The following is a 24,389-nucleotide window of genomic DNA, read 5'->3' on the forward strand; positions in this document are numbered from 1 at the left end:
TTGGTGGGCTGTGCAAATCGGGCTAGGCGATCGCCTTAATCTTGAGGCTGTTGAGGTAGGCTTGGGGATTCTCCGGGTCAAATTTCACCCCATCGAAGAAGGTTTCCACTCCTCGAGAGCTACTGCTGGGAATGGCAGCCGTTTGGCCGATGGCCTTCGCCGCTGCTTGCCACACATCTTCCCGATTAACCGTATCCACCAGCTTTTTCGTGTCTAGTTCAGGGGGTAAATAACCCCAGCGAATATCTTCGGTTAAGAACCAGAGATCATGACTCTTATAGGGATAGGAGGCATTGTCTGACCAGAACTTCATCAGGTAGGGGCTATGCTCAACCACGCGGCCATCGCCGTAGTCAAACTTCCCTTCAGCCCGAGGCAGAATATCCTTGGCGGGTGCCTTGAACCATTCCCGCTTGGAGACAATCGCTGCCATCTCAGCCTTATTTTCCAGTTTGTCGCACCAGATTTGGGCTTCTTGAATCGCCATTAACAGCGCCTTGGCTGCTTTCGGATACTTATCCACCCACTCTCCGCGCATGGCGAAGGCTTTCTCGGGATGATTGTTCCATAACTCACCCGTGGTCAGGGCGGTATAGCCCAGTTGCTGGTTTACCAGTTGGGCATTCCAGGGTTCCCCGACACAGAAGGCTTCCATGTTGCCTTCCTTCATATTGGTGACCATCTGGGGCGGTGGTACCACAATAATGTCGACATCCTGCTTGGGCACAATCCCCCCTGCGGCCAACCAGTAGCGCATCCATAGATCGTGGGTGCCGCCGGGAAAGGTAACCGCACATTTCACCTCTTTGCCACTGGCTTTGGCCTTGGCAAAGGATTCCTTGAGGGGGGTCACTCTTAAGACCCAACTTCAGATCTTTGTAGGTATTGGCAACCGAAATCGCCTGTCCATTGACGTTTAGCCGTGCCAGGATGTACATGGGGATTTTCTTGTTCCCCTTGGTTATCTTGCCCTCTGCCATCAGGTAGGGCATGGGGGATAGAATATGAGCCCCATCAATGCCCGATCCCTCGGAACCCAACTCCAGGTTGTCGCGGGTCGTGGCCCAGGAGGTCTGCTTCACGACTTCAACCCCTGTCATGCCGTATTTCTCGAAATAGCCCTTCTCCTTGGCAATGATGAGAGGGGCAGAGTCGGTGAGGGCAATGAACCCTAAGCGAGCGGTGGCGATTTCGGGGGTATCGGCGGTGCCAGCCACGGGTGAGGCTGTAGGAGTAGAGTTAGGACTGGTAGCAGGGGTGGAATTGGAGCCGGAGGTACAGCCGTGGATCAGCAGGGTGGCAGCAGTGGTTGCACCAGCGGTAATCATGAATTTGCGTCGGGAGAGTTGCGACATGAATCGAAGTTCCTCAGTTCCTCAGGAGTTTTAAAGTAGGGTTGATGACGATGATGGTCGGAGCCGCTCTGCTGGAGCTAGACTAGTCTCCTGTTATCCCCCCTGCTGTCGAGGGGCGCGGCTTGGCATCAAAGTGTTGGATCAGCAGATCCCGGAGCACGGGTTGCAACTCATCACAGGGGACAGCCTTGATCACACAGGAACCCAGGGCCGCTTCTTTGCCCACCTTGCCTCCCATGTAAATGTCTACGGCTTCCAAGGTCTGACCGTCCTTGCGAGTCTTGGTGCCCATGAGTCCGATGTCAGCAACTTGGGGTTGACCGCAGGAGTTGGGGCAACCTGTCCAGTGAATCCTCACCGGACGAGGGGTATGCAGTTCCGCTTCTAGCTCTTGGATCAAAGCCAAGGCACGATTTTTGGGTTTCAAGTCAGGGCAAAGTTGCAGAATTGACTGCCCGTGCAAGAAACCAGACTACGCATGAGGGGCGTGGGACTGACGGAGAACCGCTGTAATAAGGGTTCCTTGAGCATGGGAGCCAAGCGCGAGTCCGGGACATTGGAGATAATCACGTTTTGTTCAACGGTGAGGCGAATCTCGCCGCTGCCAAAGACTTCCGCAATCCGGGCTAAATCAAACAGATCCGCGGCATAGAGCCGTCCCACGGGCACGTGTAACCCAACATAGTTGAGTCCCGGCTGTTTCTGGGCATGAATGCCAATGTGATCTCGCTTGTCCCAAAGAATTTCGTCCTTGGGAGCAGCGGTTTGTAAGGGATGCCCCAGATGCTGCTCAACGGCAGCTCGGAATTTTTCCAGTCCCCATTCATCAATCAGCCACATCAGTCGTGCTTTCTGACGATTCGCCCGCAGCCCATGGTTACGATAGACAATCAGAATTGCTTCACAGAGTGTCACAACATCTCGAGGATCTACCCAAACGTTCATGGGAATGGCTGGATCACAGCGTTTGGCAGAGAAAAAACCCACCGACCCAGACATTGAATCCCAGGGTGTCCTGTTTATAGGCGGGGACAAAGGCGAGGTCGTTAATTTCCGCATGAACCGAGTTGTCTCGGCAGCCGGCGATCGCAATATTGAACTTGCGGGGCAGATTGGTAAATGAGGGGTTGCCATCCCCATTATTGGTAATCATGTCCTGGACTTTGCGGATCAGTCCTCGGGTATCAATTAGTTCGTCCGCATCAATGCCAGCAACGGGTGACCCCGTAATGTTGCGGACATTATCCATCCCCGATTGCATGCTCGTTAGCCCTGCCTGCTGAAAGCGCTGAAAAATATCAGGAATATCTTCTAAACGAATCCCCCGCAATTGCAGATTTTGCCGGGTGGTAATGTCCGCATTTCCCTCGTCGCCATATCGCTGCACCACCTCGGCTAACACCCGCATCTGGCCGCTGGTCAAAATTCCATTGGGAATTCGCATTCTCAGCATGAACTTACCGGGGGTCACGGGTCGGAAAAACACCCCCAACCACTTGAGTCGATGGTCGCGATCGGTCTCATCCATGGCTTGCCAGCCCATTTGAGCAAATTGTGCCAACTCAGCCTTGACGGCTAAACCATCCTTTTCGGCTTTGAGCTTTTCAAATTTGTTGAGTGTTGCTGCCGCCGGAGCCGTGCCAACCATAGACTTACCTTTGAATCGTGCTGGATTGCTGGCAGGGAAACGAATACCCTTGTTGCAGTCCTAATGAAGCCAAGGTAGGTGGGACAGCCGTAAAGATTCGTATCTATGGTTACAAAATATTGCTAATTAATGACTTTTATGCATAATGTGCATGCAGCTTTGGCATAACAATAGGACTTTCCCCAGGGTCGGCAGCCCTCAGAACTTTTAACCTTCGTGAAGTGTGTGTCATCTGACAGAAACTGAACATCCACAAGAAAATTAGGTAAGACCTCTTCTCTTGATAGATATTCCGGGGCTGTCAGCACTTCTATGGGCTGTCTAGGTCGATAAACCGCTATTCGCTTGCCCTTGAGATCTATATAGCCAGCCGAGGCGACAACCATGCACTCAATATTCTTGTGTCTTTGCCTGTCCTTGCTTCCAGGAATCTGAAGGAGAGAGCAATACCATCACAAAATTGGGACAAAGCAGCAAAAAGCTCTGGTGTGGTTCTGACATTAGCGCATCCCACTTTTCTTGGGGAATCCAGGCGGCATTTGGAGAGAGATCGCCCAACGATTGAGATGATCCGCTGCAGATCACTTCTGACTCTCACAGATAACCTCTCGGAGGTCGGCTCCTAACTCCTACGGAGAGGCTACGCCAACGATTTGTTATCCCGCTTGGCAAGTACATTCGATTACTTTCCAAGCATGTGCAATGCCTCAATCCAAATTTTTAGTTCTTGCTCAGCTATATTTCTATCGGTTAGCTCTTTTTCCTGTTGGGCAATGTAAGTATTGCGAAAGTCATTGATTCGCGTGACGGTTTCCAGGAATTTACGTCTGCCCTGAAATCTCAACTGGGTATGCAAGGCCTCAAATACGCCACCAATTTTTGTGGTGCCGTTGAGTTATGGGGAATTTTCCTTAGTCATTATGCAGCAATGCAACAAAACCAGCTTTCTCAAAATGCCGAACATAGGCTAGAGCTTCCAACATTGCCTGTTCCCGCATGATGCAAAATGAAGCACAGTTAGTATGACTCCATGATTGGTCAGGACGTTGATCATAGAGGCGCAACGCATCACTAAATAACTGTGTTGTCTGGGGAATGACTTCTAATTTTGGATCCTCTAGCACAGAATCGATCAGGCGAACAGCAGCCTGCCTAAATTGTGCGCCACGCCGCGACAACACATTGAGCAACTCAGCAAAAATCAACTCGGTAGTGACAATTTTAGTGGGCATAATCTCGATGGTTAATTGAGTTGCATTTTTATGTAAATCATCATTAGGGTAAAGGAGTGCAATCCAGTAGCCCTTATCGGCAAATATTGTTTTCATGCGTCTGTTTTTGGTACACCATACAAGAAGTGATCCAGATTTTTGGCAAAATCAGCGGGTAATTCTACTGTCTGATCATGGAATAGCTGCTGGCTGATTTCCTGCGCTTTCTGCTAAAAAAAATAGCTCGGGGTTAGTCTGCGCTGAGCTAATTGATGAATTGGAAAAAGATCTCTGAGAAAGTCTGAGCTTAAGAAACAGAAAGAAATTTAGCACCTCCTGAAGCAAAAATTCTGGTGCTTGGTTAATTTCTTGGATTAGGTGATCTTTAGTATTCATGAGTTCATTCCTATGTTAACTGTGAGAAACCGCCACAGTCATCGAAAAATCCGCGCCCAAATCGAACGACGGATCAATATAAATCAAATCCACCTTGCCCTTAAACTCTTGCAGCAGCGACGCCATCACCATTAAGGCAAAAGTAAAAAGGTAAAAGGTTGGCAGTGACGACTTTAATCGTCGCCCTCAGAGGATGTTTTAAAAGGGTAGGCTTTAGCCTCAAATACAACTCAGAGGCGCGATCGCAAACCCTGGAACCCTGATTCTCTCGTATTAGCTTCTAGGTAGCTAGGGTGGTGAAACACACCCTGAAAGACTTTTAAAACATCCTCTCAGCTCACGGGCATGAACACTGGGGATTTAGAGAGCTACTGTTTCAAAGGCAATGCGTACAGGACTATCAGAAGGGGGTAAAAAGTTGAGTTTTTCAAAACCAATCACCTGACCCTGTTGATCTTTCATCAAAATCACTTTGTCGCCGGTTTCTTCTGCTTCAACCTCATCTTGAGGGTTGCCAAATCAGACGACAAGTGTGTTACCTGTACAGTCATAAAATACTTTTACTTCTGCCATAAAATCTCTCCTTTTTTAATTGCACTGGTTCGATAGGATGTGATCAGAAACCCTTCTCCATTTAAGCGTTTTACCACGGCACAAACCCAACGCTTCGCGCCATCATCACGATAAAACAAGTAAACTTGGGAATCAGCTTTGCTCAGACGAAAAGGACACCCGACCTTTTGGGGCGATCACATTCATCAAGCCACCAGCTTTGCTGGGCAGTCTTCCCCAAGGGACAATGAATGGCAATCAGTCTCTCGGGGTGGGTATCAGCTATGCATGCATCAGTGAATCGGCGATCGCTCCTGTTGGGGTTAGGCGCTGTCGGAGCCTCTCTGTACTTTCAAGACTATCAAGCAACCCAGCGTCTCAGCAGCAATCAGACTGATGCTGACTTTGCGCCTGAGATTCAAAGACGGCTAAACGAGGCGGTCGATCGCAGACTCAACAGCGACAACATTCCTGGTGCCATCATCGGGGTGTGGATGCCGGGGCAGGGCCGATGGCTGGCAGCAAAAGGCATCAGCGATCGAAGGACGCAAACTCCAATGCAGCTAGACAATCACTTTCGCATCGGCAGCGTCACCAAAACCACGACGATCACTGCTATCCTGCAATTGGCTGAGCTGCAACAGTTGAGTCTTCAAGACCCGGTGGGGAAATACCTGCCCTTCGTCCCTAACGGAGAGAAGATTACCCTGGAGATGCTGGCGAATATGACCAGCGGGCTTTATTCCTATACCTTTGATCCAGACTTCCAATATCAATTAAAAAGTAATCCATCACGGGTATGGAAGCCTCGTGAGCTAGTTGAGATTGCCTTTACCCATGGGCCACAAGCTGCACCGGGGAGTAAATGGGAGTACAATAACACCAACACTGTCCTGCTGGCGATGGTGGTGGAGCGGGTGGCGAGAAAGCCGCTACAGCAGGTGTTTCAGGAACAGATTTTTACACCTTTAGGGCTACGCCATACAATTTTCCCGACGACAGCAACCCTGCCCACACCCTATACCCACGGATATACGGAACAAACGCTGGACGGTCAGCAAGGAGATGCTAGCTTCTGGAACCCCAGTTGGGCTTGGGGCACGGGTAACCTGATCTCGACCCTGGAGGATCTCAAAATTTATGCCGGGGCGATCGCCACTGGTAAAGGGCTAATTTCTAGCGCAACGCAGCAATATCGGCTCACCTGGGCAACGTTACCGCCGAATACTCAATACTATAGGTATGGGATAGGAATCGTTTACAACCAAGGGTGGTTGGGACATACAGGCAGCCTACCGGGCTACAATACCGTCATGTTTCACTTGCCAGAGAAGGACACCACGATGGTGATCATGGCAAATTCTGATATCTGTGCCAACCAGAAAACCCCCTGCCCAGGCGCTGTGGCGGGTGATCACGTCAGTGCTCACCCCAGAAAACATCCCAGTGACACCCCCGTGTTGACGGTCAAGCCCAGACGCTGACCCGTATCAGGTTGATGAGAGGGAACTGCATCCTGGAATGATTGTTACAGCATTGATCCACTCCGTAGATCTCATCGCACCCGCATACCGAGTTGTTGATCCCAATGGAGGGGTTTGGCCGCTTGAGGAAGGGGAGATTCGGGTAGTTGCCCGACTGAAACTCCATATTTCCAACTGGGGGGACAGATGGCAATATAGCGGGCATATCCCCCTAGACCGCCTTGAAATTTGGGATATCCAATCACCACCAATGCGCCCGTTTCAGGGACTTGATCAAGGTTGGCAACGCCTTCTGCTTGGGTGTAACCGTTCTTGAGTAACCAGGCTTCTCCTTCCAGCGTGGGAGTACTATCTGTGTCCAGGGGTTCATGTCCATGAAACAGAATTTCCCGCTCTAGATGCAGAAATTTCAATGCCCCGAGCGAAACACCCGGAAACTTCGTGCGGGTTGCCAGGGCTGGATTGGGCCATTCCTTCGACCAATCGGATCGCACAAAAACGACTGAACCTTGAGGAATTCGGCCATGCTGTTTTTCCCAGTTCACAATGTCCTGTACTTGCAAGTGATAGTTGGGATCTTGCGCTACTTTGTCCTGAATCGGAATGACCACTAAGGGCCGCACTGCAAATGTGGGTGGCAATTCGTCGATGGCAGGATAGTCAGGATTCCAGTGGGCAGGCGGATCGAGTTGCGTTCCTAGCTGGTCAGTGGGCAGATCGTAATGGGTAGCCTCGAAACCATCGGCGGAGTAGGTGTAAATTTTGCTGGTTTTAGGGTCAGTCGTCGGCGAAAATTTAGCGGCTGCAAAACCAGTCCATACGGGGATAGTCGGTGTAATGGTATGGGTGAGGTCAACGTATTTCGCTGATTTTAAGGACTGTTGATAGACTTGCCATAGGGGTGGTTGAGGTTTTGGCTGGGCAAGGGCTAGCGAACAAGAAATGATCAGGCAAAAGAAGGTGATCATTCCTAAAAGTCTGAATCTTTTTATCAACTTTTTTCTACTACTAAAATGTAAAAAAGTCTCTGGTTTCAGTGCCCAGGACTATTTAATTCTAGGGAAGAACTGAGTAGGGTTCAAGCAACCTCTGCTCTGAACCCTATGGCTATTCAGGAGACGGATTACTTTGCCGCTGGCTCTCTGCTTCAGTGGGAACTTCCCCAGCGTTCGGTAAGACGCTGATCACGACCGCAGGTAAACCGATAAAAGTTATATTTGATCGAATTTGTCTGGTAGAAATTTTGATGATACCCTTCAGCAGCATAGAACTTACCTGCGGGGACAATTTGGGTGGCGATTGGCTGGGAAAATCGACCCGAAGTTACTAATGCTTGTTTAGATTTCTCTGCTAGCTTGCGCTGTGCGTCTGAGTGATAAAAGATGCTGCTGCGGTATTGGCTGCCGCGATCGCAAAATTGCCCTCCGGCATCCAAAGGATCAACATTATGCCAAAACACATCAAGCAACCGTTCGTAGCTAATTTTGGCCGGGTCATAAACTATTTGCACAGCTTCAGCATGTCCCGTTGTCCCGGAGGAAACTTGCTTATAGGTGGGATTGACAGTGGTGCCTCCGGTGTAGCCAACCGTTGTAGATAGGACACCTGGCAGCTGATCAAAGGGCTTTTCCATGCACCAAAAACACCCACCAGCAAAGGTTGCCTCCGCCAGCTGATTGGCAGAAGCCGACGTGTTCCAACCCCCTAGCAACGTATATCCAAGTAAAAGACCCAATAGGAATCTGCGTTTTATGGTCATGATGATTTTGCACCCATGTTTCTGGGCTGTTAGTTACTAGCGAGGTATTTAAAGTTCGAGAACAATCTTGGCGGTCTTGGGTTGAGAAATACAAATCAGCACTGAACCTGCCGCGATCTCCGCCGTCGGGGGTTGTAGATACTCAACAGCACCTTCCTGAATCTTGCACATACAAGTACCACAGATGCCCTGGCGACAACTATAGTCGGGATGAAGATCATGGGCTTCTGCAAACTCCAGAATGCTGCCACTATTCTGATTCCAGGTCAGGGTTTGACTGGTTTTCGTAAAGGTAATCTCCGCTGTTACCGTTTCTACAGCAGCGGTGGGCACAGCAGGTGGCTTCTCAAGCGTTGCCTTCATGCTCTGTCCAAATGCTTCAAAGAAAATGCGACTTTCAGGCACCCCCCATCCCTTAAGCCCCTCCATCAGCGATCGCAAAAACGGGTGGAGAACCACAGAGGAAAAACTCCGCATCCTTGCTCACTAATGACTCAACCAACGCCGTATCGACATACCCCATGCTGTGGTAAAAACCTGCATCCTCAGGGCGGGGGCGACTGTAGGCAAAATGCAGGTGGAGGTTGGCATTCTGTTGGGCAACTGCCATCACCTGATCTCGAAATGCGTGGTATTGACCATCTCGGGCTCCATGCAAAAACCAGATCTGTCGTTGGGGATTGAGACGACTACAGGCTCTTGCCATGCTGATCATGGGCGTAATCCCCACACCATTGCTAATCAGCACCACCGGGTTCGATTGCTGAACATTGAGGACAAATTTCCCACTCGGGGGCTTCGCTGGAATGATAGAACCAACCTGAATCTGATCGTGCATAAAGTTAGAAGCAGCCCCAGGGGGGACTTCTAAGCCTTTAGGTGCCAGCTCCCGCTTGATCGAAAGGCGATAGTATTCACAGGGCTCAGGGTAATCTGATAAGGAGTAAGTCCGAATGACGGGTTGAGGTCGTCCGGGAATCTCTAGTTTGATGGTTAAAAACTGACCTGGTTGAAAGTTGGGAATTACGCCGCGATCTTCTGGCTGCAGGTAAAAAGAGGTAATCTCCTCACTCTCTTTAACCTTCCGCATGACGACGAAATTTCGCCAATCTTGCCAGGTCTTGCCCTCGGTGCGCGGCTGCGTTGGGGCTTGGCTGAGATTGCCGCCTGTTATAGGTTCTGTTTTACTTCCTTTCTTCCCAGAAACTACCCCCGCGATCGCACCACAGCCTGAGCCAATCAAGGAGGCATAAACCCCAACCATCGCCCTATCTTGCGGATTGACCAGACCGACTGCCGCACCAGAGACAATCGTCGCCATGGCAAATGCTGCACTGGCTGCCGTCACACTTCTAACGAGGGGGTTTTGAATTTGTCTGATCTCTTCGAGCATTGCCAACTTCCTCTCTAGCGGTGAAATTCATGGCATCGTCTGCAACTGCAAGCGATCGCGGTGAGGTAGAGGGTTGACCGCTATTGTTCCTGATAATTCCAGAGCAGCCCACCATCTACAAAAAAGGTGCTGCCTGTAACGTAGTCGGCATCAGTGGAAGCCAGGAATGCCACCAGGGAAGCCACATCCTGGGGTTGACCCAGACGCCCCAGGGGAATGTTGGTTAACAGCGCACCTAGTTTCTGAGGATCGTTTAATAGCTTGGTATTAATAGGTGTCTCAATGGCTCCGGGTGCCACATTATTAATCGTGATTCCTAATGCACCCAACTCAACCGCCAGGTTGCGAGTCATCATTTTCATCCCCCCCGTTACTGACACAGTAGGCCGTGAAGTTGGGGAAGGGGAGTTCCTCATGAACTGAGCTGATGTTGATGATCTTTCCGGTTCGCTGGGTGGCAATCAGATGTTGTACAAAAGCTTGGGTGGCAAAAAAGACCCCCTTGAGATTGACATTCATCACGGCATCATAATCTGCTTCTGCAACTTCCCAGAAAGGAGCATGTTTTTCAATCCCAGCGTTATTCACCAGGATATCCAGCTTGCCAAAGTGCTCAATACTCTCTGCAATCAGTCGTTTCACCTCATCCACACTGCCTAAGTTCGCTTGGATCGTGTGTCCCTGAGAATGAGGACAAAGCGCTGTGTAGCAACTGCCACCCGTCGCCTGCACCTTGGCTAGTGTTTCCTCTGCCCCTTCTGGGTGAGAGCGGTAGTTAATCACGACATCGGCTCCTTCTTGAGCCAGTCGGAGCACAATTCCCTGCCCGATACCTTGACTGCTGCCTGTCACCAGAGCGACCTTACCTGCAAGCTTCATAAATACTCTCCGATCCCTTTCTCAGTTGACTGGGAGGTGAATTAATGGGAAAAACATGACACCCTGACGGAACTTGGTTGTCCTTCGTGATCCAGGATGCCTTAAATGTACAATCAAACACCGATGAAAGTATTCTCGCTTGGGAAATACCTTCGCAGATGATGGTAGGGTGAGGAGTTAATCTCAGAACCCTGATATTTTGGCGAGGAAATCCTTATGAAGTTCTTAGCAAAATTTAAGAATTGACGAAAACTTTACTCCTCTGCTGACATTTTTCTCTCATCGATTCTTAATTCCAGACTCAGCAGAATTAATCCCTTACTTAGCCAACCCTAGGATTCAGCGTCGATACTTTAGAGAGTCAATTGCACTAATTGCAGAGAGGGTATTGATTCAGAAGGGTGAAGGAACCACAACACCCCTCACCCAGGAAGACCTTTGATCGCAACTTCCTTGGTTCCAATGGTGTGGTGAATCCAACCCTGGGCATCCCAGCGAATGCATCACAGGTCGGCGATCGCCTGCAATCTGAGTCCGTCCTGTCTTCAAGGTAAATTCAGGTATCACGTACAGCCATGACGAGCAATGCTTACGACATCATCATCATTGGCACTGGGGCTGGTGGCAGCACCCTTGCCCACCGACTCGCCCCCACCGGCAAGAAAATTCTGGTACTGGAGCGCGGGTCGTTTCTGCCCAGGGAAAAGGCCAACTGGGACACAGTGGCAGTGGTGCAACAAGACCGCTATCACACCAAGGAGGTCTGGCATGATCAAAACGGTCATGAAATTCATCCGGGAGTTGGTTACTTTGTCGGTGGCAATACCAAACGTGTACTGGCGGTGCCTTGTTTCGTTGGCGCGAACGAGATTTTACGCAGGTGGTTCATAAGGGGGGGATTTCCCCAGAGTGGCCCCTGAGGTATGGTGACTTTGAGCCCTACTACACCCAGGCTGAGCAGCTCTATGCAGTCCATCGGGGAGCATGGGGTCGATCCCACTGACCCCCCCCGCGAACGGGAGACTATCCCCATCCCGCCATCAGCCACGAGCCGCGCATCCAAGAAGTTCATGATGCCCTTCAGGCCAAAGGCTTACACCCGTTTTATCTCCCATTGGCCATCAAACTCAATGAAGTGAATCGTCGCCTCAGTGCCTGTATTCGCTGCAATACCTGCGATGGGTTTCCTTGCCTGGTGGATGCTAAGGCTGATGCGGATATTACCTGTATCCGTCCAGCCGAGACCTTTGATAATCTGACATTAATCACAGAAGCCAGGGTGTTGCGTCTTCACACCAGTGAGTCTGGCCGAGAGGTATCCGCTGTGGAAGCAGAAATTGCTGGGGAACGGCGGCAGTTTTCTGCAGATATTGTGGTGGTAGCCTGTGGTGCCATTAACTCAGCGGCATTACTATTGCGATCTGCCAATGATCAACATCCCCATGGATTGGCAAACCGTTCCGACCAGGTGGGGCGTAATTTGATGAAACATCAAAACGGAGCCATTATTGGCATCAGCAAAAAACTGAATCCAACTGTGTTTCAAAAAACCATGGGGGTGAATGACTTTTATTGGGGTGAGGCCGGATTTGAATACCCGATGGGTCATGTGCAGCTCTTGGGTAAGGTTAATGCAGACATGATTGCCATGGAATCTCCCGCGATCGCTGGTATCTCCTTCCAAGAAAAAAMTGCCTTTACGGTGATGGCGAATCACTCGGTGGATTGGTGGTTAACGACGGAAGATTTACCTGATCCTCATAATCGAGTTTGTTTGCAGGGCGATGCAATTCAGCTTCAATATTCCGAAAACAACACCGAAGCCTACGATCGTCTGCTGCATCGCTGGACACAGGTTTTGAAATCAATTGATTGTGGCGAACAAATTCTTCCCTGTTCCTTCTATTTCAAGAAAAAGTTGCCATTGCAGGGGGTAGCGCACCAGTGTGGCACCTGTCGGTTTGGAGACGACCCCGAAACCTCGGTGCTGGATCTCAACTGCCGAACTCATGACGTAGATAACCTCTACGTGGTAGATGGTAGTTTCTTCCGCTCCAGTGCGGCGGTCAACCCAACATTGACGATTATTGCCAATGCTCTCCGAGTTGGTGATCACTTAATAGAGAGAATGGCATGAACCTGCTGCCAAGTTTTTTCCTCCGTTAGGATGGAGCGCGGTTGATCATACATTCTTGATTTAAGACCCTACTCAAGCGATCGCAGCCATGGCAATTTTTCCAATCTGGAGGAGGTAGACATGACCGACTTGACTGATCTGGTTCTCAAAATTCTCAACAAACGTGCCGAAATTTCCACAGATAAAAGTGTGCTGGTCGCTGTCAGTGGCATTGATGGCTCGGGAAAAGGTTACATTACCCAAAAATTAGTCAGTGAAATAAATCAGCAGGGTGTGAAGGCGATCGCTATTAACATTGACCCGTGGCTTGCTCTCCCAGAGCAGCGGTTTAACCCAGAAAATCCTGGAGAGCATTTTTATCACCATGCGTTTGTATTTGAAGACCTGTTCCAACAGTTAATCCATCCCCTAAAGCAGCATCGATCCATTCATCTGAAAACCACATTGACGGGAGAATTTGGCACTCCCTTCACCCAAACCTATGATTTTCAAGATGTGGATGTGATTGTCCTAGAAGGCATCTTTCTACTCAAGCGATCGCTGCGCCACCACTATGATCTAACCGTGTGGGTTGAGTGTTCCTTTGAGACAGCCCTAGAGAGAGCACTCCAGCGCAATCAGGAGGATTTATCCCCGGAAGCCATTATCCATGCCTACCACACTATTTACTTCCCCGCCGAGCGACTGCATCTAGCGGTGGATGATCCCAAAGCGTCAGTCGATGCTATTTACATGAATGATCCGAGGTGAATCATGAAAAAAAGACATTTCTTAACGGCTGGTGCGGCAATGGTTGGTTCAGCCTGGTTATCTCCCCATCTGTCCCGGCAGGCAAACGCCATGACAACTAAAAAGGGGCCGTTTTCCATCACCAAAACTGAAGCAGAGTGGCGGAAAATTTTAACCCCAGAACAGTTTGAAGTGCTACGGAAACATGGAACAGAACGGGCGGGCAGCAGTCCCCTCGATCATCAATTCGGCAAAGGCACTTATCACTGTGCCGGGTGTAGTCTGCCCCTGTTTGCTTCTGCAACCAAGTTCAACAGTGGTACCGGTTGGCCTAGTTTTTATGCCCCCCTGGCAGGGGCGATCGGCACCTCGGTAGATAAGTCATTTTTTGCCACCCGAATTGAGGTACATTGCAATCGCTGTGGTGGACATTTGGGACATGTATTTGATGATGGGCCTCAACCAACTGGAAAACGCTATTGCATGAATGGTGTTGCCCTAAAATTCATTCCCGCTTAGAGTCCTTAGGCATCGCCAAAGGTAAACTGCATCGAACGTAGATACCCACCCAATGGTCTTCGCCTCCAGGCATTGGTGGTTCATAGCTGCGCTCAGGACTGAAGATCTTCCTTCAGGCACGTTTTTGTTAGATTAGCAGTGGCACCCTCAACTATCTGCTTGATCTTTTGCGGCTGATACACTATGCGTTTCCCTGGCAAGCAATTCCTCACGTCTCTTGTTTTGTTGGCGATCGGCGGGGGTGCCGGATGGGCCGGCAGCCTCTATTTACGGCAACCACTGGCGACCATTCCCATTGCCCTGCCTCCCTCATCTCAGCAGGCTTCCCAACCCATGGTGGCCCGAACCTCGGCCTTACCGATGGCATCAGAGGCTTCTAACTTTATTGCCGCAGCGGTACAAAAGGTCGGGCCAGCGGTTGTTCGTATTGATGCTGCCCGTCGGGTGACGAGCCAGGTGCCTGAGGGACTGCGGAATCCCATGTTGCGGCGGTTTTTTGGGGATGACTCCCCCGTTCCAGAGGAGCGGCTGGAGCGGGGGATTGGCTCGGGCTTTATTTTGACCGCCGATGGTCAGATCTTGACCAATGCCCATGTTGTAAGTGGGGCTGAGACCGTGGAAGTCACCCTCAAGGATGGCCGCATCTTTACGGGAAAGGTGGTAGGGGTTGATCCTATCACCGATGTCGGGGTGATCAAACTGGCTGCCACCGGATTGCCAACCGTACAGTTAGGTCGATCCGATCGTCTGGAACCCGGACAATGGGCGATCGCCATCGGCAATCCCTTGGGATTAGACAATACGGTCACCGCAGGGATCATTAGCGCCACTGGCCGTAGCAGTTCCGAAGTGGGGGCTCCCGATAAGCGCGTCAGCTTTATTCAAACCGATGCAGCGATCAATCCAGGGAATTCCGGGGGACCACTGCTGAATGCCCAAGGGGAAGTGATTGGGGTGAATACAGCGATTCGTGCCGATGCCCAGGGCTTGGGGTTTGCCATCCCCATTGAAACAGCAGCACGGATTGCCCAACAACTGTTTGCCAAGGGCAAAGTGGAACATCCTTACCTGGGGATTCAAATGGTTGATCTAACGCCAGCAATCCAGAAAGATCTGAATCAGAGTGGCCGGCTCAAGGCTCCCATTAACCTCAGCCAAGGAGTCTTGATTGTGCGGGTTATGCCCAATTCCCCCGCAGATCAGGGAGGCTTGCAACCCGGTGACATCATCGAAAAAATTGCCCAGCAACCAATTCATAAAGCAGCCGATGTTCAACAACAGGTGGAGGCGAGTGCTGTGGGGGCATCCTTAGAACTGGTGGTAAATCGTCAGGGGAAATCTCAAACCTTCCAGGTGCGACCGGGGGCGTTCCCTGCTAGTGCCTCGGATCAGCCTTAGGGGGGCAGGGTGGCAACGTCAGTGAACCCGTGAGAATTTCTTCTAGCTCCATCCGCTGTTCCATTTGCCGGAGAAAATAACCCGTCATCATGGCTGAGGCTAGTAATCCCACCAAGCTTTCGCGATCGGTGGTAATTTGCACGTTAAAGTGTTCGGAGGGCAGCATCCCCACTAGTCCCTGCACATTCTGGGAGATGATCTCTTTCACATTGGGGCTGATGGAGTTGGCAACCTTTGCCAGTGCCTCGGGAGACTGGAGCCGCAGATAACTGATCAGGGGGTTGGCCTGTGCCTGTTCCTCACTCGAACTCCAAAAATCAGCATGATTAGGATTAAAGGCCATAGAGATTGTGGATACCTTAATCGAACCATTGTTACACTTCTCACCCCAGAATATTAACTTTCTGGACGTAAAATTTCTCTGGAGGAGGTTGCCAACGTCACAAACCCTTTTGCCATGATGTGTCTGGCAGTCTCTTAGAGTAGATGTTTGAGCGGCTGAAACCAGGCTCTCAGCTGTCTGACGAGCGCTATCTTCAACTCGCCTGGGATCAAGACTCTGAAGCCAAATCTAAGGGTTCGGGAAGTTGATCAATCTGAAAGTACTGGTGAAATTTATCGGTGACCTGGAGCCAATAGGAGCGCCCATCCACCTGACGGCGCTTGCGGACAAATCCCAGTTCGACCAGCTCCTGAACATGCTGGTAGGCTCCTGACCCACGCAGTTCCACCAGGTTGGGCTGGGCAATGGGGCCGCGAAGGGCGATCGCCGCTAGGGTGCGGAGGGTTCCAACGCCTAAGTTGACTGGAATCAAGGCCTGTACCAAAGGTTGAAAGGCTTCCCGGAGTTGCAGACCATAGCCTGCTTCGGTTTCAACAATTTCTAGAGCTGTATCCCGATGGGCATAATCGGTGAGCAATTCGATTAGCCCCTCTTCAATGGTGGGGCGATCGCACCCGGCATATTTGGCAATCTCCGCAATGGAGAGGGGCTGACCTTTGAGGTACAAAATGGCTTCAATGGTGCTCGACAAGTGAGACATCGCTCAATCTAATCTACGTCCGGTGAGTTCTACAAAGATATCTTCTAAGTTTGTCGGTCGCACCATCATCCCGGTTTTATCGGGCTGTTGATCCAAATAGGCATTGGCCTCGGCCAGATCGGGGAAGAATTGATAGTCCCAACGCTCACCCGCCTGTTTCATCACCAATCCAGCCCCATGTTTGAGGCGAAATTCCGGTAGGGTTCCCAGGGCAATAAGTTTGCCGCCGTCCATAATGCCAATGCGATCGCACAGGTACTCGGCTTCTTCCATGTAGTGGGTGGTCAATAGCATCGTCATCCCCTGCTGGTTTAGATCTCGCAGGATTTCCCAGATGCGGCGACGAGTTTGGGGATCTAGCCCCACGGTGGGTTCATCGAGAAACAGAACCTGGGGCTGATGCAACAGCGCCCTGGCAATTTGTAGCCGTCGTTTCATGCCCCCAGACAGGGTTTTGGCGGGGGACTGCTGGCGATCTGCCAATTCGACATACTCCAGCCATTGGTGAATCCGCTCCTGACGTTGGGGATTGGGAAGATGGTGGAGCCGACCATGGAACTCCATATTTTCCCAGACCGAGAGATCCCCGTCCACACTGATTTGCTGCAAGACCACCCCAATCTGTTGCTTGACCTGCAACCGCTGCTGCACCACATCGTAGCCCGCAACTTCCAGGTGACCCTGGGTCGGACGGGTGAGGGTGGTCAACATCCGGATGGTTGTGGTTTTGCCAGCGCCGTTTGGCCCTAGGAGGCCAAACATTTCCCCTGCCGGGATGCTAAAGGACAAATCGTTGACGACAGGTTGTTGATAAGTCTTGTAAACATTCCGAAGCGTCACCGCTGCAATCATCCATCCCTCGCAGAATGCACCCATCCCTACGGTAGCACTGGCAAAATGAGGTGAGCAGACATCCCAGGGAAGATGGCGGAAGATTTTTGGTTGGCTCAATTAAAACAGCAGCGGGCGATCGCCGTCATTCGTGCCGCCCAATTTGCCTTAGGGCAACGGATGGCATGGGCTGTTGCCACCGGGGGCATGACCCTGATTGAAATTACCTGGAACACCCACCGGGGTGCAGATCTGATCCGCTGCCTGCGGCGTGAGTTGCCCCATTGTCTGATCGGAGCTGGAACTATTCTGACGCTTTCCCAGTTAGAGCAGGCGATCACCGCAGGGGCTCAGTTTTTGTTTAGTCCCCACACGAACGCGCCGCTGATTCAGGCAGCGCTACAGCAGGGTATCCCCATCGTTCCTGGTGCTTTAACCCCCACCGAAATTGTGACGGCTTGGCAATTAGGGGCGAGTTGCGTCAAGGTGTTCCCGGTGGAGCGTTTAGGAGGGGTCGATTATCTCCGGAGCCTGCACCCCGTATTGACGGAGATCCCCCTGATCCCCACCGGCGGGGTCACCCTGGCCAATGCCCCGGCCTTTATTCAAGCGGGGGCGATCGCCGTCGGTCTCTCCAGTGAGTTGTTTCCTCCCTGGGCGATCGCGGCAGGTAACTGGTCGATGATTACGGCGCAAGCGCGTCAACTGTGTCAATCTCTTCAGCAGCACTGAGGATGATCCAGACATGCATCTGGTACCGCTAGCAGTTGTGATCCTCCAAGTTGTGGTAAACATGCCCTAGGGGCATTTTGGAGGATGAAAGCATGAAAGAGCGACTCTTAGGCTGGTTAAACTTGGCGCTGGTGGTGAATTTGTTTCTGGTGCTGGGGAGTTTTTTCTGGCTAGCGATCGCGGTGGTGGGACATGGGGCGGGAGTACCCCTCGGTCTAGACCTGTGGTATAAACTGTGGGAGCCCGTCTTTACCCCTGCGATCGGCATCTTGATGGCAGGGGCAGTTCTGAGCGGGGCTGCCAGTTGGATCGCCAAGCGTCTTGATGGCAATCGAGCCAGTGGTTAAGTCAGTCTGCACTGCCATCATCCAGTCACCCCAGGGATGTTCCTCCAGGTGATCTTCTAAACTAGGAAGGGATCCTCAATCACAGGCGGATGATTGGTCACTCCACAATCTTTGAGCGCGGGAGGACGTTCCTGGCAACTTGGCAGAGCCTTCTGAATCAATGCACACGCTGGGTGTTAGCCCTCAGTCTGATCCTGGGTTTAACCCTAGGTGATGGGACGGTGAGTTTTGCCCAGGAACTTCCCGCTACCCCAGTGCCCGTCTCACCCGACTCCCTGAACAGCAGTCGGTCAAACCTCAACAGTAGTGATATTCCAGCTGAAAAAATCACCCATTTTGTTCAGGCCTATCTGCGCGTCATTCATTTGATTGAGGCACGGCAGATTGACCTCCAAGGGGCTGAAACCGAAGCCGAGGCATTGCGAATTCAGCAAGAAATTGAAGCTGAGGCGCTGAAAGTCATTGAACAAACCGGTTTAACCCGCCCAGAATATCTCCAGCTACTCAATTTAGCCAATAGTGATCCAGAGTTGGGTGAACGCATGATGCTACAAATTCAGGAGATTAGTGGGGGATAGGTGGGGAACTCAGCCTCAGCATGGTTCAGGAGCATCAACCTTTACTTTTTAGGTATGCTTTTATAGGTTGACAGAGGTTGGAACTGTTTACGTCCCCGTCTTAGGAATTCCGCGCCATGAATCAGATTGTTGCCGCTGTTGAGCCCCCAGAGTCCCCCTTGGAGTCCTCAGCCGCCGATGTTGAGGCTACTGTATCCCCATCGGCGCACCCCAGCTATGTCAAGTTAGCAATGCGGAATATGGTGCGCAAGCGCGGAACCTCCCTGTTCCATTTTGCTTTAACAACCCTGGGGTTACTGGCGGTCTTTGTCGGACTCGCCGTTTTAACACGATGAATTAGCCCTGGGATCATAGGGGAGTTAACCGCCGTGCATGTTGAGCTTAACGTCCAGGATCATTGGTGTTATGAGAATGCCCCCGTGATTCCTGTCAACTCCTGGGAGTCCTATTTTGAGCACTGGTTCATGACTCTGTCCCCAACCCTATCTCCTGTCCAAGCCTATGAAGTCAGCCTCTGCTTAACCAGTGATGCTGAGGTGCAGGAACTGAATCGACAGTATCGGGGATTCGATCAACCCACCGATGTCTTGTCCTTTGCGGCTCTAGAAGCAGATATGCCCCAAGCGCCTGAGTTACTGAACTCCCTGCCCTTGTACCTGGGGGATATTATGATCTCAGTTGAAACCGCCCAGCGTCAGGCACAACAACAAGGTCATGACTTGGTTCAGGAATTGGTCTGGTTAGCCGCCCATGGTTTGCTACATTTACTGGGATGGGATCACCCGGATGATGCCAGTCTGTTGCAAATGCTGCACCAACAGGCGATCCTACTAGAAATAGTCGGCTTCCCTGGGATCGTTGATGTTTTATGATGTTTTAGCCTTGGAAGGTGGGAACGAATGATTGATCCCGACAGTCACACAACACATCTCACTCTAGGACTGGGCTTGGGCATCTCGAGTCCTTGCAGTGATTGATGATCAACTGCTACCCTATCCGTCTAGTCTGCTGCTGCTGGTTCCGCTTTCCTCTGTTGCCTAAGCCTATGTCTCCTGAAATTGTCCCGCCACCTCCCAATCGCCCCAGTCCTCATTGGGCCACCACCCCTCCCCCCCGACCCTAAGGTGGTACCCCTAAATCGAGAGTTTTCCTGGCGGACTGCAAGCAGTCTCTTGGTGAGCTTTAAGTATGCCTGGACAGGGGTCAGTTATGCGTTTCAGACCCAGCGTAACTTTCGGATTCATCTTCTGGTGGGGACGCTGGCCATCAGCCTCAGCATTTTTTTAGCATCTGAGTCCTCCTGAACTTGCCATTATTGGGTTGACCATTGGCGGAGTGCTGACCATGGAGTTGCTGAATACCGCGCTGGAGTCTGTGGTAGATCTCACAGTGAAGCAGACTTATCACGAGCTAGCTAAGATTGCTAAGGACTGTGCAGCTGCCGCCGTGCTAATTTCAGCCCTGGTAGCTGTGTTGGTGGCAGGGGTGCTATTGTTACCGCCCCTTTGGCATCTGGCCACAGCCTTCCTCCCCCAGAGATAAGCCCATCCGGTTACCCCCCGACGATTTATAGTCCTGAGTCAACTTTTAGTTGATGGCTAGGAGCGTTGAAAGGGGATATTTATTGAGGGTTTTCTATCCCTCAGTAAGTTCTTGACAGATCACAAGTGCCACTGCGAGGAGCTGATTCGTTTGATTCTGGTAATTGATAACTACGACAGTTTCACCTATAACCTGGTGCAGTATCTGGGTGAACTGGGCCAAGATCAAGCGGTTGCAGCTGATATCCAGGTTTATCGAAACGACCAGATCTCTGTGGAGCAAATCCGGCAGCTACAACCCGCCGGGCTAGTAATTTCCCCTGGGCCTGGTCGTCCTGAAGAGGCGGGTATTTCCCTGGATCTGATTCGCGTCCTCGGCCCCACTCTACCCATTTTAGGGGTTTGCCTTGGGCACCAAAGCATTGGACAGGTTTTTGGTGGGCAGATTGTTTCGGCTCCACAGTTGATGCATGGTAAGACCTCTCCCATCTTTCACACAGGTGTTGGGGTTTTTCAGGGGGTTGAGAATCCCTTTACCGCAACCCGGTATCATAGTCTGGTGATTGAGCAGCTGACCTGCCCGGAGGTGCTAGAAGTCACTGCCTGGGTGGAGGATGGCACAATTATGGGGGTGCGTCATCGAGAGTATCCCCATATTGAAGGGGTGCAATTTCACCCAGAAAGTATCTTGACAGCTGCTGGTAAGCAGTTGCTCCAGAACTTTTTGCGGCGCCTGTAGCAAGGCATGGTAGGGGTTTGGCACACACGTAGGGAGACCATGAAACGCAGACAAATATTACGTTATGCTCGGGCGGGATTCCTGGCGATCGCTGGCACAGGACTTGCCGCTGGATTCCAATCTTACCGGGCACAATCCAAGGACGCAGGCTCCCTGACGGTCCAATGGCTGGGTCACACCTGTTTTTTGTTGACGGGGAGTGGGCAGCGGGTGCTGCTCAACCCCTTTAAACCCCTGGGTTGTACAGCGGGCTATCGCCCCCCTCGGCTTCAGGTTGATCTGGTGATGATTAGCAGTCAACTTCTGGATGAAGGCTTTGTGGCGGGAATTCCCGGCAATCCCAAGTTACTGTTTGATCCCGGAATTTATCGAGTTAACAATCTGCAAATTCAGGGAATTCGCACCGATCACGATCGTCAAGGGGGTAGGCGATTTGGTGCCAACACCACCTGGCAGTGGACGCAGGGGGGCATCAAAATTTTGAATTTAGGGGGAGCAGCGGCTCCGATTAGTGTCGAGCAACAAATTCTCATGGGGCGACCGGATCTGCTGCGTTTTACCTGTCGGGGGGTGGGCCAAAAGCTTACACACCAGAGGATGCCAAGCAGGCGATTCAAACTTTGAATCCGAAGATGGTGATTCCGACCCAGTATCGAACCCAAGCAGCAGATGAGAAGGCCTGTGATCTTGTCGGTGTTGATGACTTTCTCAAGGTAATGGGAGACACCCCGGTGCGTCGGATTGCCAGTGATACCATGACCCTCAAGCCTCAGGACTTACCTGAAAAGGGCTCAACGATTGCTCTATTGAGCTATAAGTTCTAGCACTGCTGCCTCTCACCGGAGTTGTCTAACAAGTGATGCCAATCCTTCAAGTCATTGAAGATGTGTTCCGTAATCCTTCCATTGCCTTCAATCCCCAAAGACACTCTCTGAAGGCTTGGGCAATGTATTGCTTGCGAGATCGTGGGTTCAAGTTAATCAATGCCCAAGTCGCTGACTTCGCTATTGACAGCCGGGGTGAAGAGAAACTGGAGTTTAAGGTTACCGAAACCTTGCCTGATGCCATCGATGATCGTTATGGTTGGTTGGTGGTGGATACCGCTACGAGCCAAGTACAGGTGATTCCTCCAACTCGGCTGTCTGAAAGTTAGGCAGGGAAAGTCTCCTAGAGAATGTGAGTCTCCTGCCTTTAGGGGAGCGGCTGCCAGTCCGAGCACAGACCACTGCCTTGCCAGCCCACTGGGTGGATGCCACAAACAAGCAGGATTCTGGTTTCATAGCTGGCACCGTAGGCTACCCCATGATAGTTGACACAGCCCTGGCAAGGTATTGGCTTGAGACGGGAGGTATCGACAAAGCCAACCTGCGATCGCAGAATTTTCTGCTGCCGCTGCTGGCGATCAAACTGCTGATAATTAGTTTTGTGAAATCCATAATTAGACCGTTGAAAGGGGTCTGGAATTGTATTCATTCTGGGCAATCCTGCCGATACTGGCTTTAGGGTTGTTGCAGTTCCTCTCTCCAAGATACCGAGTTCTGAGAGACGGTTGTGAGCCAGTAAAACCAGCCCACAGTCGAGGATGGGGAGTCTCTTGGGCATCTGAAAGCAGTCTAAAAAAAATGGCGTAGCCAATATCTACACCCTGGGTTTAACGGTACAATCAAAAATACTGTACTTATCCACTATCACAACAAGAGAGTAGCAAGAGAGTAGTTAGCATGACCCAGGTGGTTCTAGGGGAAAATGAAGGCATTGAGTCAGCCTTACGTCGATTTAAGCGTCAAGTTTCTAAGGCTGGTATCCTAGCAGACGTAAAGTGCCATCGGCACTTTGAAACACCAATTGAAAAGCGCAAGCGTAAAACTATTGCGGCCCGACGCAAAAACCGCCGCTTCCGTTAGCAGATGGGTACCCTCAGCCCTTCCAATAGCTGGGGGCTAGGACTCAGCCCTTTACCCTGAACTAAAACACCAAACTTTCCCAGCCCCATGGGATCAATTAGACTGTGGAGGTTTTGGCGGTGTCTGAGGTGCGCTTGGAGGAGAGCAGGTGTAATTGCCTGGGAGTTTTCGCCAAGGGCGGCGATCCGCGCTCCTAGCCCTAGCGCCATCAAAAATAGGCTTTGCTGGGTAAATCCGATCATTTGCAGTCCAGAGGCGTCGCCTTGCCGCTCTAGGGCGGTAAAGTTTACATGGGCAGTCAGATCTTGATAGCCGATTCCCTGATAGGGATCTCCATGGTGGGCATGGCGGTAGTAGCATTGCAGCGTCCCAGTTGTCCGTGCAGGGCTGTAGTACTGGGCAGCAGGATATCCATAGTCAATCGTCAGAAGATACCCTTTCTCTAAGCGTTCTGCAACGGTTTGCAGCCAGGAGAGGGCGGCTAGATTCACCTCACTGCGGTAACCCTCCGGTAAATCTCTCCAATGAATGCCCACTCGATCAAAGTAGGTAACTAGTTCTGGTACCGAGGGTTCGTCGATGATTTCTCGCAAGCAGCTGTCGGTTTCCTGACTCAAGGTGACAAAAATCTCCCGGAGTTTCCCCTCTGTGATGACAACTTGATGAACGGGAAAGGCATCGACCAATTCGTTGGAGAAGCAGCACCCCACCAAAGAATCACGGGGAATTTCCTCCCAGGTACACCATCTGATGTGGGGAAATAACTGGAGTTGTTGACGTTGTTGGGCAACTAATGCCTGAGAACGTTCGACAATCCAGTACTGTAATACTGACCATAAATCCGGCGATCGCCCCTTTAATTCATTCAGAATGTGGGTTGCCAACAGTCCTTGTCCGGCTCCCATCTCCAGCAGGGTAAAGGGAGCAGGTCGGTCTAAAATCTCCCACATCTGCACAAACTGTGCCGCTAATAACTCCCCAAAATCAGCCCCTAGGTGGGGGGCGGTGAAGAAATCTCCCTGGATGCCACGGGTGACCACCTGGTTGCAGTAGTAGCCATGGGCTGGTTCATAGAGGGCCAACTCCATGAACTCGGCAAAGGAGAGCCGTTGTTGCGGGCTGGCTAGAATTCGCTCGCGGATGATTTCAATGAGGTGGGGATTGTTCTTGAGCATGGGGGATCGTATCGGTCTTATTCTCAGACCCAGGTCTAA

24 protein-coding genes and 7 pseudogenes are annotated in these 24,389 nt (G+C 51.2%); 16 read left to right on the forward strand and 15 right to left on the reverse strand.

Features of this window, described 5'->3' with window-relative positions; translation table 11 throughout:
- Positions 1 to 22: 22 nt before the first annotated feature.
- The 5 genes and pseudogenes from DO97_RS30650 to DO97_RS30660 all read right to left on the reverse strand — a co-directional run bounded on the left by DO97_RS30650 (position 23) and on the right by DO97_RS30660 (position 5,183).
- A pseudogene (locus DO97_RS30650) lies at positions 23 to 1,355 on the reverse strand (CmpA/NrtA family ABC transporter substrate-binding protein).
- An 82-nt stretch (positions 1,356 to 1,437) separates the two neighbouring features.
- Positions 1,438 to 3,003: pseudogene (locus DO97_RS30655) on the reverse strand (ferredoxin--nitrite reductase).
- Between the two features lie 911 nt (positions 3,004 to 3,914).
- Positions 3,915 to 4,331, reverse strand: coding sequence for a type II toxin-antitoxin system VapC family toxin (locus DO97_RS02590; protein WP_036530924.1), 417 nt, complete (start codon positions 4,329 to 4,331; stop codon positions 3,915 to 3,917).
- A gap of 75 nt (positions 4,332 to 4,406) precedes the next feature.
- The gene (locus DO97_RS02595; protein ID WP_052128301.1) at positions 4,407 to 4,610 is read right to left on the reverse strand and encodes a hypothetical protein; all 204 of its coding nucleotides are present in this window, start codon (positions 4,608 to 4,610) and stop codon (positions 4,407 to 4,409) included.
- A 360-nt stretch (positions 4,611 to 4,970) separates the two neighbouring features.
- Positions 4,971 to 5,183, reverse strand: a pseudogene (locus DO97_RS30660) (DUF2283 domain-containing protein).
- A gap of 263 nt (positions 5,184 to 5,446) precedes the next feature.
- Between DO97_RS30660 and DO97_RS02605 the strand changes: the two are divergent.
- Positions 5,447 to 6,646, forward strand: a complete 1,200-nt coding sequence (locus tag DO97_RS02605; protein WP_052128302.1) for a serine hydrolase domain-containing protein — start codon at positions 5,447 to 5,449, stop codon at positions 6,644 to 6,646.
- Between the two features lie 71 nt (positions 6,647 to 6,717).
- Here DO97_RS02605 and DO97_RS02610 read toward each other — a convergent pair whose 3' ends face one another.
- The 5 genes and pseudogenes from DO97_RS02610 to DO97_RS02625 form a co-directional block, all read right to left on the reverse strand.
- Positions 6,718 to 7,614 (reverse strand): cyclase family protein, encoded by an 897-nt coding sequence (locus DO97_RS02610; RefSeq protein ID WP_081980593.1) that lies wholly within the window; start codon positions 7,612 to 7,614, stop codon positions 6,718 to 6,720.
- 179 nt (positions 7,615 to 7,793) lie between these two features.
- Positions 7,794 to 8,405: a peptide-methionine (S)-S-oxide reductase MsrA gene (gene msrA / locus DO97_RS02615; RefSeq protein WP_036530925.1), complete on the reverse strand. Its 612-nt coding sequence runs from the start codon at positions 8,403 to 8,405 to the stop codon at positions 7,794 to 7,796.
- A 48-nt stretch (positions 8,406 to 8,453) separates the two neighbouring features.
- Positions 8,454 to 8,882 carry a 2Fe-2S iron-sulfur cluster-binding protein gene (locus DO97_RS25710; RefSeq protein ID WP_239651384.1) on the reverse strand — a complete coding sequence of 143 codons (429 nt, stop codon included), beginning with the start codon at positions 8,880 to 8,882 and terminating at the stop codon, positions 8,454 to 8,456.
- Positions 8,821 to 9,798 carry an FAD-binding oxidoreductase gene (locus DO97_RS02620; RefSeq protein ID WP_239651385.1) on the reverse strand — a complete coding sequence of 326 codons (978 nt, stop codon included), beginning with the start codon at positions 9,796 to 9,798 and terminating at the stop codon, positions 8,821 to 8,823. Before DO97_RS02620 ends, DO97_RS25710 begins: the two co-directional genes overlap by 62 nt.
- 80 nt (positions 9,799 to 9,878) lie before the next feature.
- Positions 9,879 to 10,677, reverse strand: a pseudogene (locus tag DO97_RS02625) (SDR family NAD(P)-dependent oxidoreductase).
- Positions 10,678 to 11,078: 401 nt separating this feature from the next.
- Here DO97_RS02625 and DO97_RS23585 point away from each other — a divergent pair.
- From DO97_RS23585 to DO97_RS02645, 5 genes and pseudogenes are all read left to right on the forward strand, one after another.
- Positions 11,079 to 11,231 carry a hypothetical protein gene (locus DO97_RS23585; RefSeq protein WP_156120400.1) on the forward strand — a complete coding sequence of 51 codons (153 nt, stop codon included), beginning with the start codon at positions 11,079 to 11,081 and terminating at the stop codon, positions 11,229 to 11,231.
- Positions 11,232 to 11,252: 21 nt separating this feature from the next.
- Positions 11,253 to 12,814 (forward strand): annotated as a pseudogene (locus tag DO97_RS02630) (GMC oxidoreductase).
- 120 nt (positions 12,815 to 12,934) lie between these two features.
- Positions 12,935 to 13,564: a uridine kinase family protein gene (locus tag DO97_RS02635; RefSeq protein ID WP_036530926.1), complete on the forward strand. Its 630-nt coding sequence runs from the start codon at positions 12,935 to 12,937 to the stop codon at positions 13,562 to 13,564.
- A gap of 3 nt (positions 13,565 to 13,567) precedes the next feature.
- Positions 13,568 to 14,062, forward strand: coding sequence for a peptide-methionine (R)-S-oxide reductase MsrB (gene msrB / locus DO97_RS02640; RefSeq protein WP_036530928.1), 495 nt, complete (start codon positions 13,568 to 13,570; stop codon positions 14,060 to 14,062).
- Between the two features lie 183 nt (positions 14,063 to 14,245).
- Complete coding sequence (locus DO97_RS02645; protein WP_036530930.1) at positions 14,246 to 15,460, forward strand: HhoA/HhoB/HtrA family serine endopeptidase; 1,215 nt, start codon at positions 14,246 to 14,248, stop codon at positions 15,458 to 15,460.
- Here DO97_RS02645 and DO97_RS02650 read toward each other — a convergent pair.
- From DO97_RS02650 to ccmA, 3 genes are all read right to left on the reverse strand, one after another.
- Positions 15,438 to 15,803, reverse strand: coding sequence for a DUF760 domain-containing protein (locus DO97_RS02650; RefSeq protein ID WP_036530931.1), 366 nt, complete (start codon positions 15,801 to 15,803; stop codon positions 15,438 to 15,440). The genes DO97_RS02645 and DO97_RS02650 overlap by 23 nt on opposite strands.
- 208 nt (positions 15,804 to 16,011) lie before the next feature.
- On the reverse strand, positions 16,012 to 16,503 hold the full coding sequence (gene scpB / locus DO97_RS02655; protein ID WP_036530933.1) for an SMC-Scp complex subunit ScpB: 492 nt from the start codon (positions 16,501 to 16,503) through the stop codon (positions 16,012 to 16,014).
- A 3-nt stretch (positions 16,504 to 16,506) separates the two neighbouring features.
- Entirely contained in the window at positions 16,507 to 17,355 is an 849-nt protein-coding gene (ccmA, locus tag DO97_RS02660; RefSeq protein WP_193365049.1) for a heme ABC exporter ATP-binding protein CcmA, read from the reverse strand.
- A gap of 72 nt (positions 17,356 to 17,427) precedes the next feature.
- On the opposite strand from ccmA, the gene DO97_RS02665 reads away from it, so the two are divergent.
- The 9 genes and pseudogenes from DO97_RS02665 (at position 17,428) to DO97_RS02705 (ending at position 22,424) form a co-directional block, all read left to right on the forward strand.
- Positions 17,428 to 18,066: a bifunctional 4-hydroxy-2-oxoglutarate aldolase/2-dehydro-3-deoxy-phosphogluconate aldolase gene (locus DO97_RS02665; protein ID WP_036530934.1), complete on the forward strand. Its 639-nt coding sequence runs from the start codon at positions 17,428 to 17,430 to the stop codon at positions 18,064 to 18,066.
- Positions 18,067 to 18,158: 92 nt separating this feature from the next.
- Positions 18,159 to 18,413, forward strand: a complete 255-nt coding sequence (locus DO97_RS02670; RefSeq protein ID WP_036530936.1) for a hypothetical protein — start codon at positions 18,159 to 18,161, stop codon at positions 18,411 to 18,413.
- Between the two features lie 89 nt (positions 18,414 to 18,502).
- Positions 18,503 to 18,991, forward strand: coding sequence for a DUF4168 domain-containing protein (locus DO97_RS02675; RefSeq protein ID WP_081980594.1), 489 nt, complete (start codon positions 18,503 to 18,505; stop codon positions 18,989 to 18,991).
- A gap of 116 nt (positions 18,992 to 19,107) precedes the next feature.
- Positions 19,108 to 19,326, forward strand: coding sequence for a DUF3285 domain-containing protein (locus tag DO97_RS02680; RefSeq protein WP_036530937.1), 219 nt, complete (start codon positions 19,108 to 19,110; stop codon positions 19,324 to 19,326).
- Positions 19,327 to 19,359: 33 nt separating this feature from the next.
- Positions 19,360 to 19,863, forward strand: a complete 504-nt coding sequence (gene ybeY / locus DO97_RS02685; protein WP_036530944.1) for an rRNA maturation RNase YbeY — start codon at positions 19,360 to 19,362, stop codon at positions 19,861 to 19,863.
- Between the two features lie 204 nt (positions 19,864 to 20,067).
- Positions 20,068 to 20,533: pseudogene (locus DO97_RS30665) on the forward strand (diacylglycerol kinase family protein).
- A gap of 150 nt (positions 20,534 to 20,683) precedes the next feature.
- Positions 20,684 to 21,271, forward strand: a complete 588-nt coding sequence (locus DO97_RS02695; protein ID WP_036530945.1) for an anthranilate synthase component II — start codon at positions 20,684 to 20,686, stop codon at positions 21,269 to 21,271.
- Between the two features lie 39 nt (positions 21,272 to 21,310).
- Positions 21,311 to 22,095, forward strand: a pseudogene (locus DO97_RS02700) (MBL fold metallo-hydrolase).
- 35 nt (positions 22,096 to 22,130) lie between these two features.
- Positions 22,131 to 22,424: a hypothetical protein gene (locus DO97_RS02705; protein ID WP_036530947.1), complete on the forward strand. Its 294-nt coding sequence runs from the start codon at positions 22,131 to 22,133 to the stop codon at positions 22,422 to 22,424.
- A 38-nt stretch (positions 22,425 to 22,462) separates the two neighbouring features.
- On the opposite strand, the gene DO97_RS02710 is transcribed toward DO97_RS02705, so the two are convergent.
- Positions 22,463 to 22,744, reverse strand: coding sequence for a hypothetical protein (locus DO97_RS02710; RefSeq protein WP_036530949.1), 282 nt, complete (start codon positions 22,742 to 22,744; stop codon positions 22,463 to 22,465).
- A 248-nt stretch (positions 22,745 to 22,992) separates the two neighbouring features.
- On the opposite strand from DO97_RS02710, the gene rpsU reads away from it, so the two are divergent.
- Positions 22,993 to 23,175 (forward strand): 30S ribosomal protein S21, encoded by a 183-nt coding sequence (gene rpsU / locus DO97_RS02715; protein WP_036530950.1) that lies wholly within the window; start codon positions 22,993 to 22,995, stop codon positions 23,173 to 23,175.
- Here the strand turns inward: rpsU and DO97_RS02720 are convergent.
- Entirely contained in the window at positions 23,172 to 24,350 is a 1,179-nt protein-coding gene (locus DO97_RS02720) for a class I SAM-dependent methyltransferase (protein WP_036530952.1), read from the reverse strand. The genes rpsU and DO97_RS02720 overlap by 4 nt on opposite strands.
- Between the last annotated feature and the right edge of the window lie 39 nt (positions 24,351 to 24,389).

The sequence above is a fragment of the Neosynechococcus sphagnicola sy1 genome (assembly GCF_000775285.1).
GTDB classification, from domain to species: Bacteria; Cyanobacteriota; Cyanobacteriia; order Neosynechococcales; family Neosynechococcaceae; genus Neosynechococcus; species Neosynechococcus sphagnicola.

What these genes read in the sequence shown, in the direction of transcription:
- DO97_RS02645 (WP_036530930.1), top strand. Translation starts at nt 14,246, where the DNA reads ATGCGTTTCCCTGGCAAGCAATTCCTCACGTCTCTTGTTTTGTTGGCG.
- DO97_RS02635 (WP_036530926.1), top strand. Translation starts at nt 12,935, where the DNA reads ATGACCGACTTGACTGATCTGGTTCTCAAAATTCTCAACAAACGTGCC.
- DO97_RS02675 (WP_081980594.1), top strand. Translation starts at nt 18,503, where the DNA reads ATGATTGGTCACTCCACAATCTTTGAGCGCGGGAGGACGTTCCTGGCA.
- msrA (WP_036530925.1), bottom strand. Translation starts at nt 8,405, where the DNA reads ATGACCATAAAACGCAGATTCCTATTGGGTCTTTTACTTGGATATACG.
- ccmA (WP_193365049.1), bottom strand. Translation starts at nt 17,355, where the DNA reads ATGATTGCAGCGGTGACGCTTCGGAATGTTTACAAGACTTATCAACAA.
- DO97_RS02650 (WP_036530931.1), bottom strand. Translation starts at nt 15,803, where the DNA reads ATGGCCTTTAATCCTAATCATGCTGATTTTTGGAGTTCGAGTGAGGAA.
- scpB (WP_036530933.1), bottom strand. Translation starts at nt 16,503, where the DNA reads ATGTCTCACTTGTCGAGCACCATTGAAGCCATTTTGTACCTCAAAGGT.
- DO97_RS02620 (WP_239651385.1), bottom strand. Translation starts at nt 9,798, where the DNA reads ATGCTCGAAGAGATCAGACAAATTCAAAACCCCCTCGTTAGAAGTGTG.
- DO97_RS02665 (WP_036530934.1), top strand. Translation starts at nt 17,428, where the DNA reads ATGGCGGAAGATTTTTGGTTGGCTCAATTAAAACAGCAGCGGGCGATC.
- DO97_RS02680 (WP_036530937.1), top strand. Translation starts at nt 19,108, where the DNA reads ATGAATCAGATTGTTGCCGCTGTTGAGCCCCCAGAGTCCCCCTTGGAG.
- DO97_RS02720 (WP_036530952.1), bottom strand. Translation starts at nt 24,350, where the DNA reads ATGCTCAAGAACAATCCCCACCTCATTGAAATCATCCGCGAGCGAATT.
- msrB (WP_036530928.1), top strand. Translation starts at nt 13,568, where the DNA reads ATGAAAAAAAGACATTTCTTAACGGCTGGTGCGGCAATGGTTGGTTCA.
- DO97_RS25710 (WP_239651384.1), bottom strand. Translation starts at nt 8,882, where the DNA reads ATGCGGAGTTTTTCCTCTGTGGTTCTCCACCCGTTTTTGCGATCGCTG.
- DO97_RS02710 (WP_036530949.1), bottom strand. Translation starts at nt 22,744, where the DNA reads ATGAATACAATTCCAGACCCCTTTCAACGGTCTAATTATGGATTTCAC.
- DO97_RS02590 (WP_036530924.1), bottom strand. Translation starts at nt 4,331, where the DNA reads ATGAAAACAATATTTGCCGATAAGGGCTACTGGATTGCACTCCTTTAC.
- DO97_RS02705 (WP_036530947.1), top strand. Translation starts at nt 22,131, where the DNA reads ATGCCAATCCTTCAAGTCATTGAAGATGTGTTCCGTAATCCTTCCATT.
- DO97_RS02670 (WP_036530936.1), top strand. Translation starts at nt 18,159, where the DNA reads ATGAAAGAGCGACTCTTAGGCTGGTTAAACTTGGCGCTGGTGGTGAAT.
- DO97_RS02610 (WP_081980593.1), bottom strand. Translation starts at nt 7,614, where the DNA reads ATGATCACCTTCTTTTGCCTGATCATTTCTTGTTCGCTAGCCCTTGCC.
- DO97_RS02595 (WP_052128301.1), bottom strand. Translation starts at nt 4,610, where the DNA reads ATGAATACTAAAGATCACCTAATCCAAGAAATTAACCAAGCACCAGAA.
- rpsU (WP_036530950.1), top strand. Translation starts at nt 22,993, where the DNA reads ATGACCCAGGTGGTTCTAGGGGAAAATGAAGGCATTGAGTCAGCCTTA.
- DO97_RS02605 (WP_052128302.1), top strand. Translation starts at nt 5,447, where the DNA reads ATGCATGCATCAGTGAATCGGCGATCGCTCCTGTTGGGGTTAGGCGCT.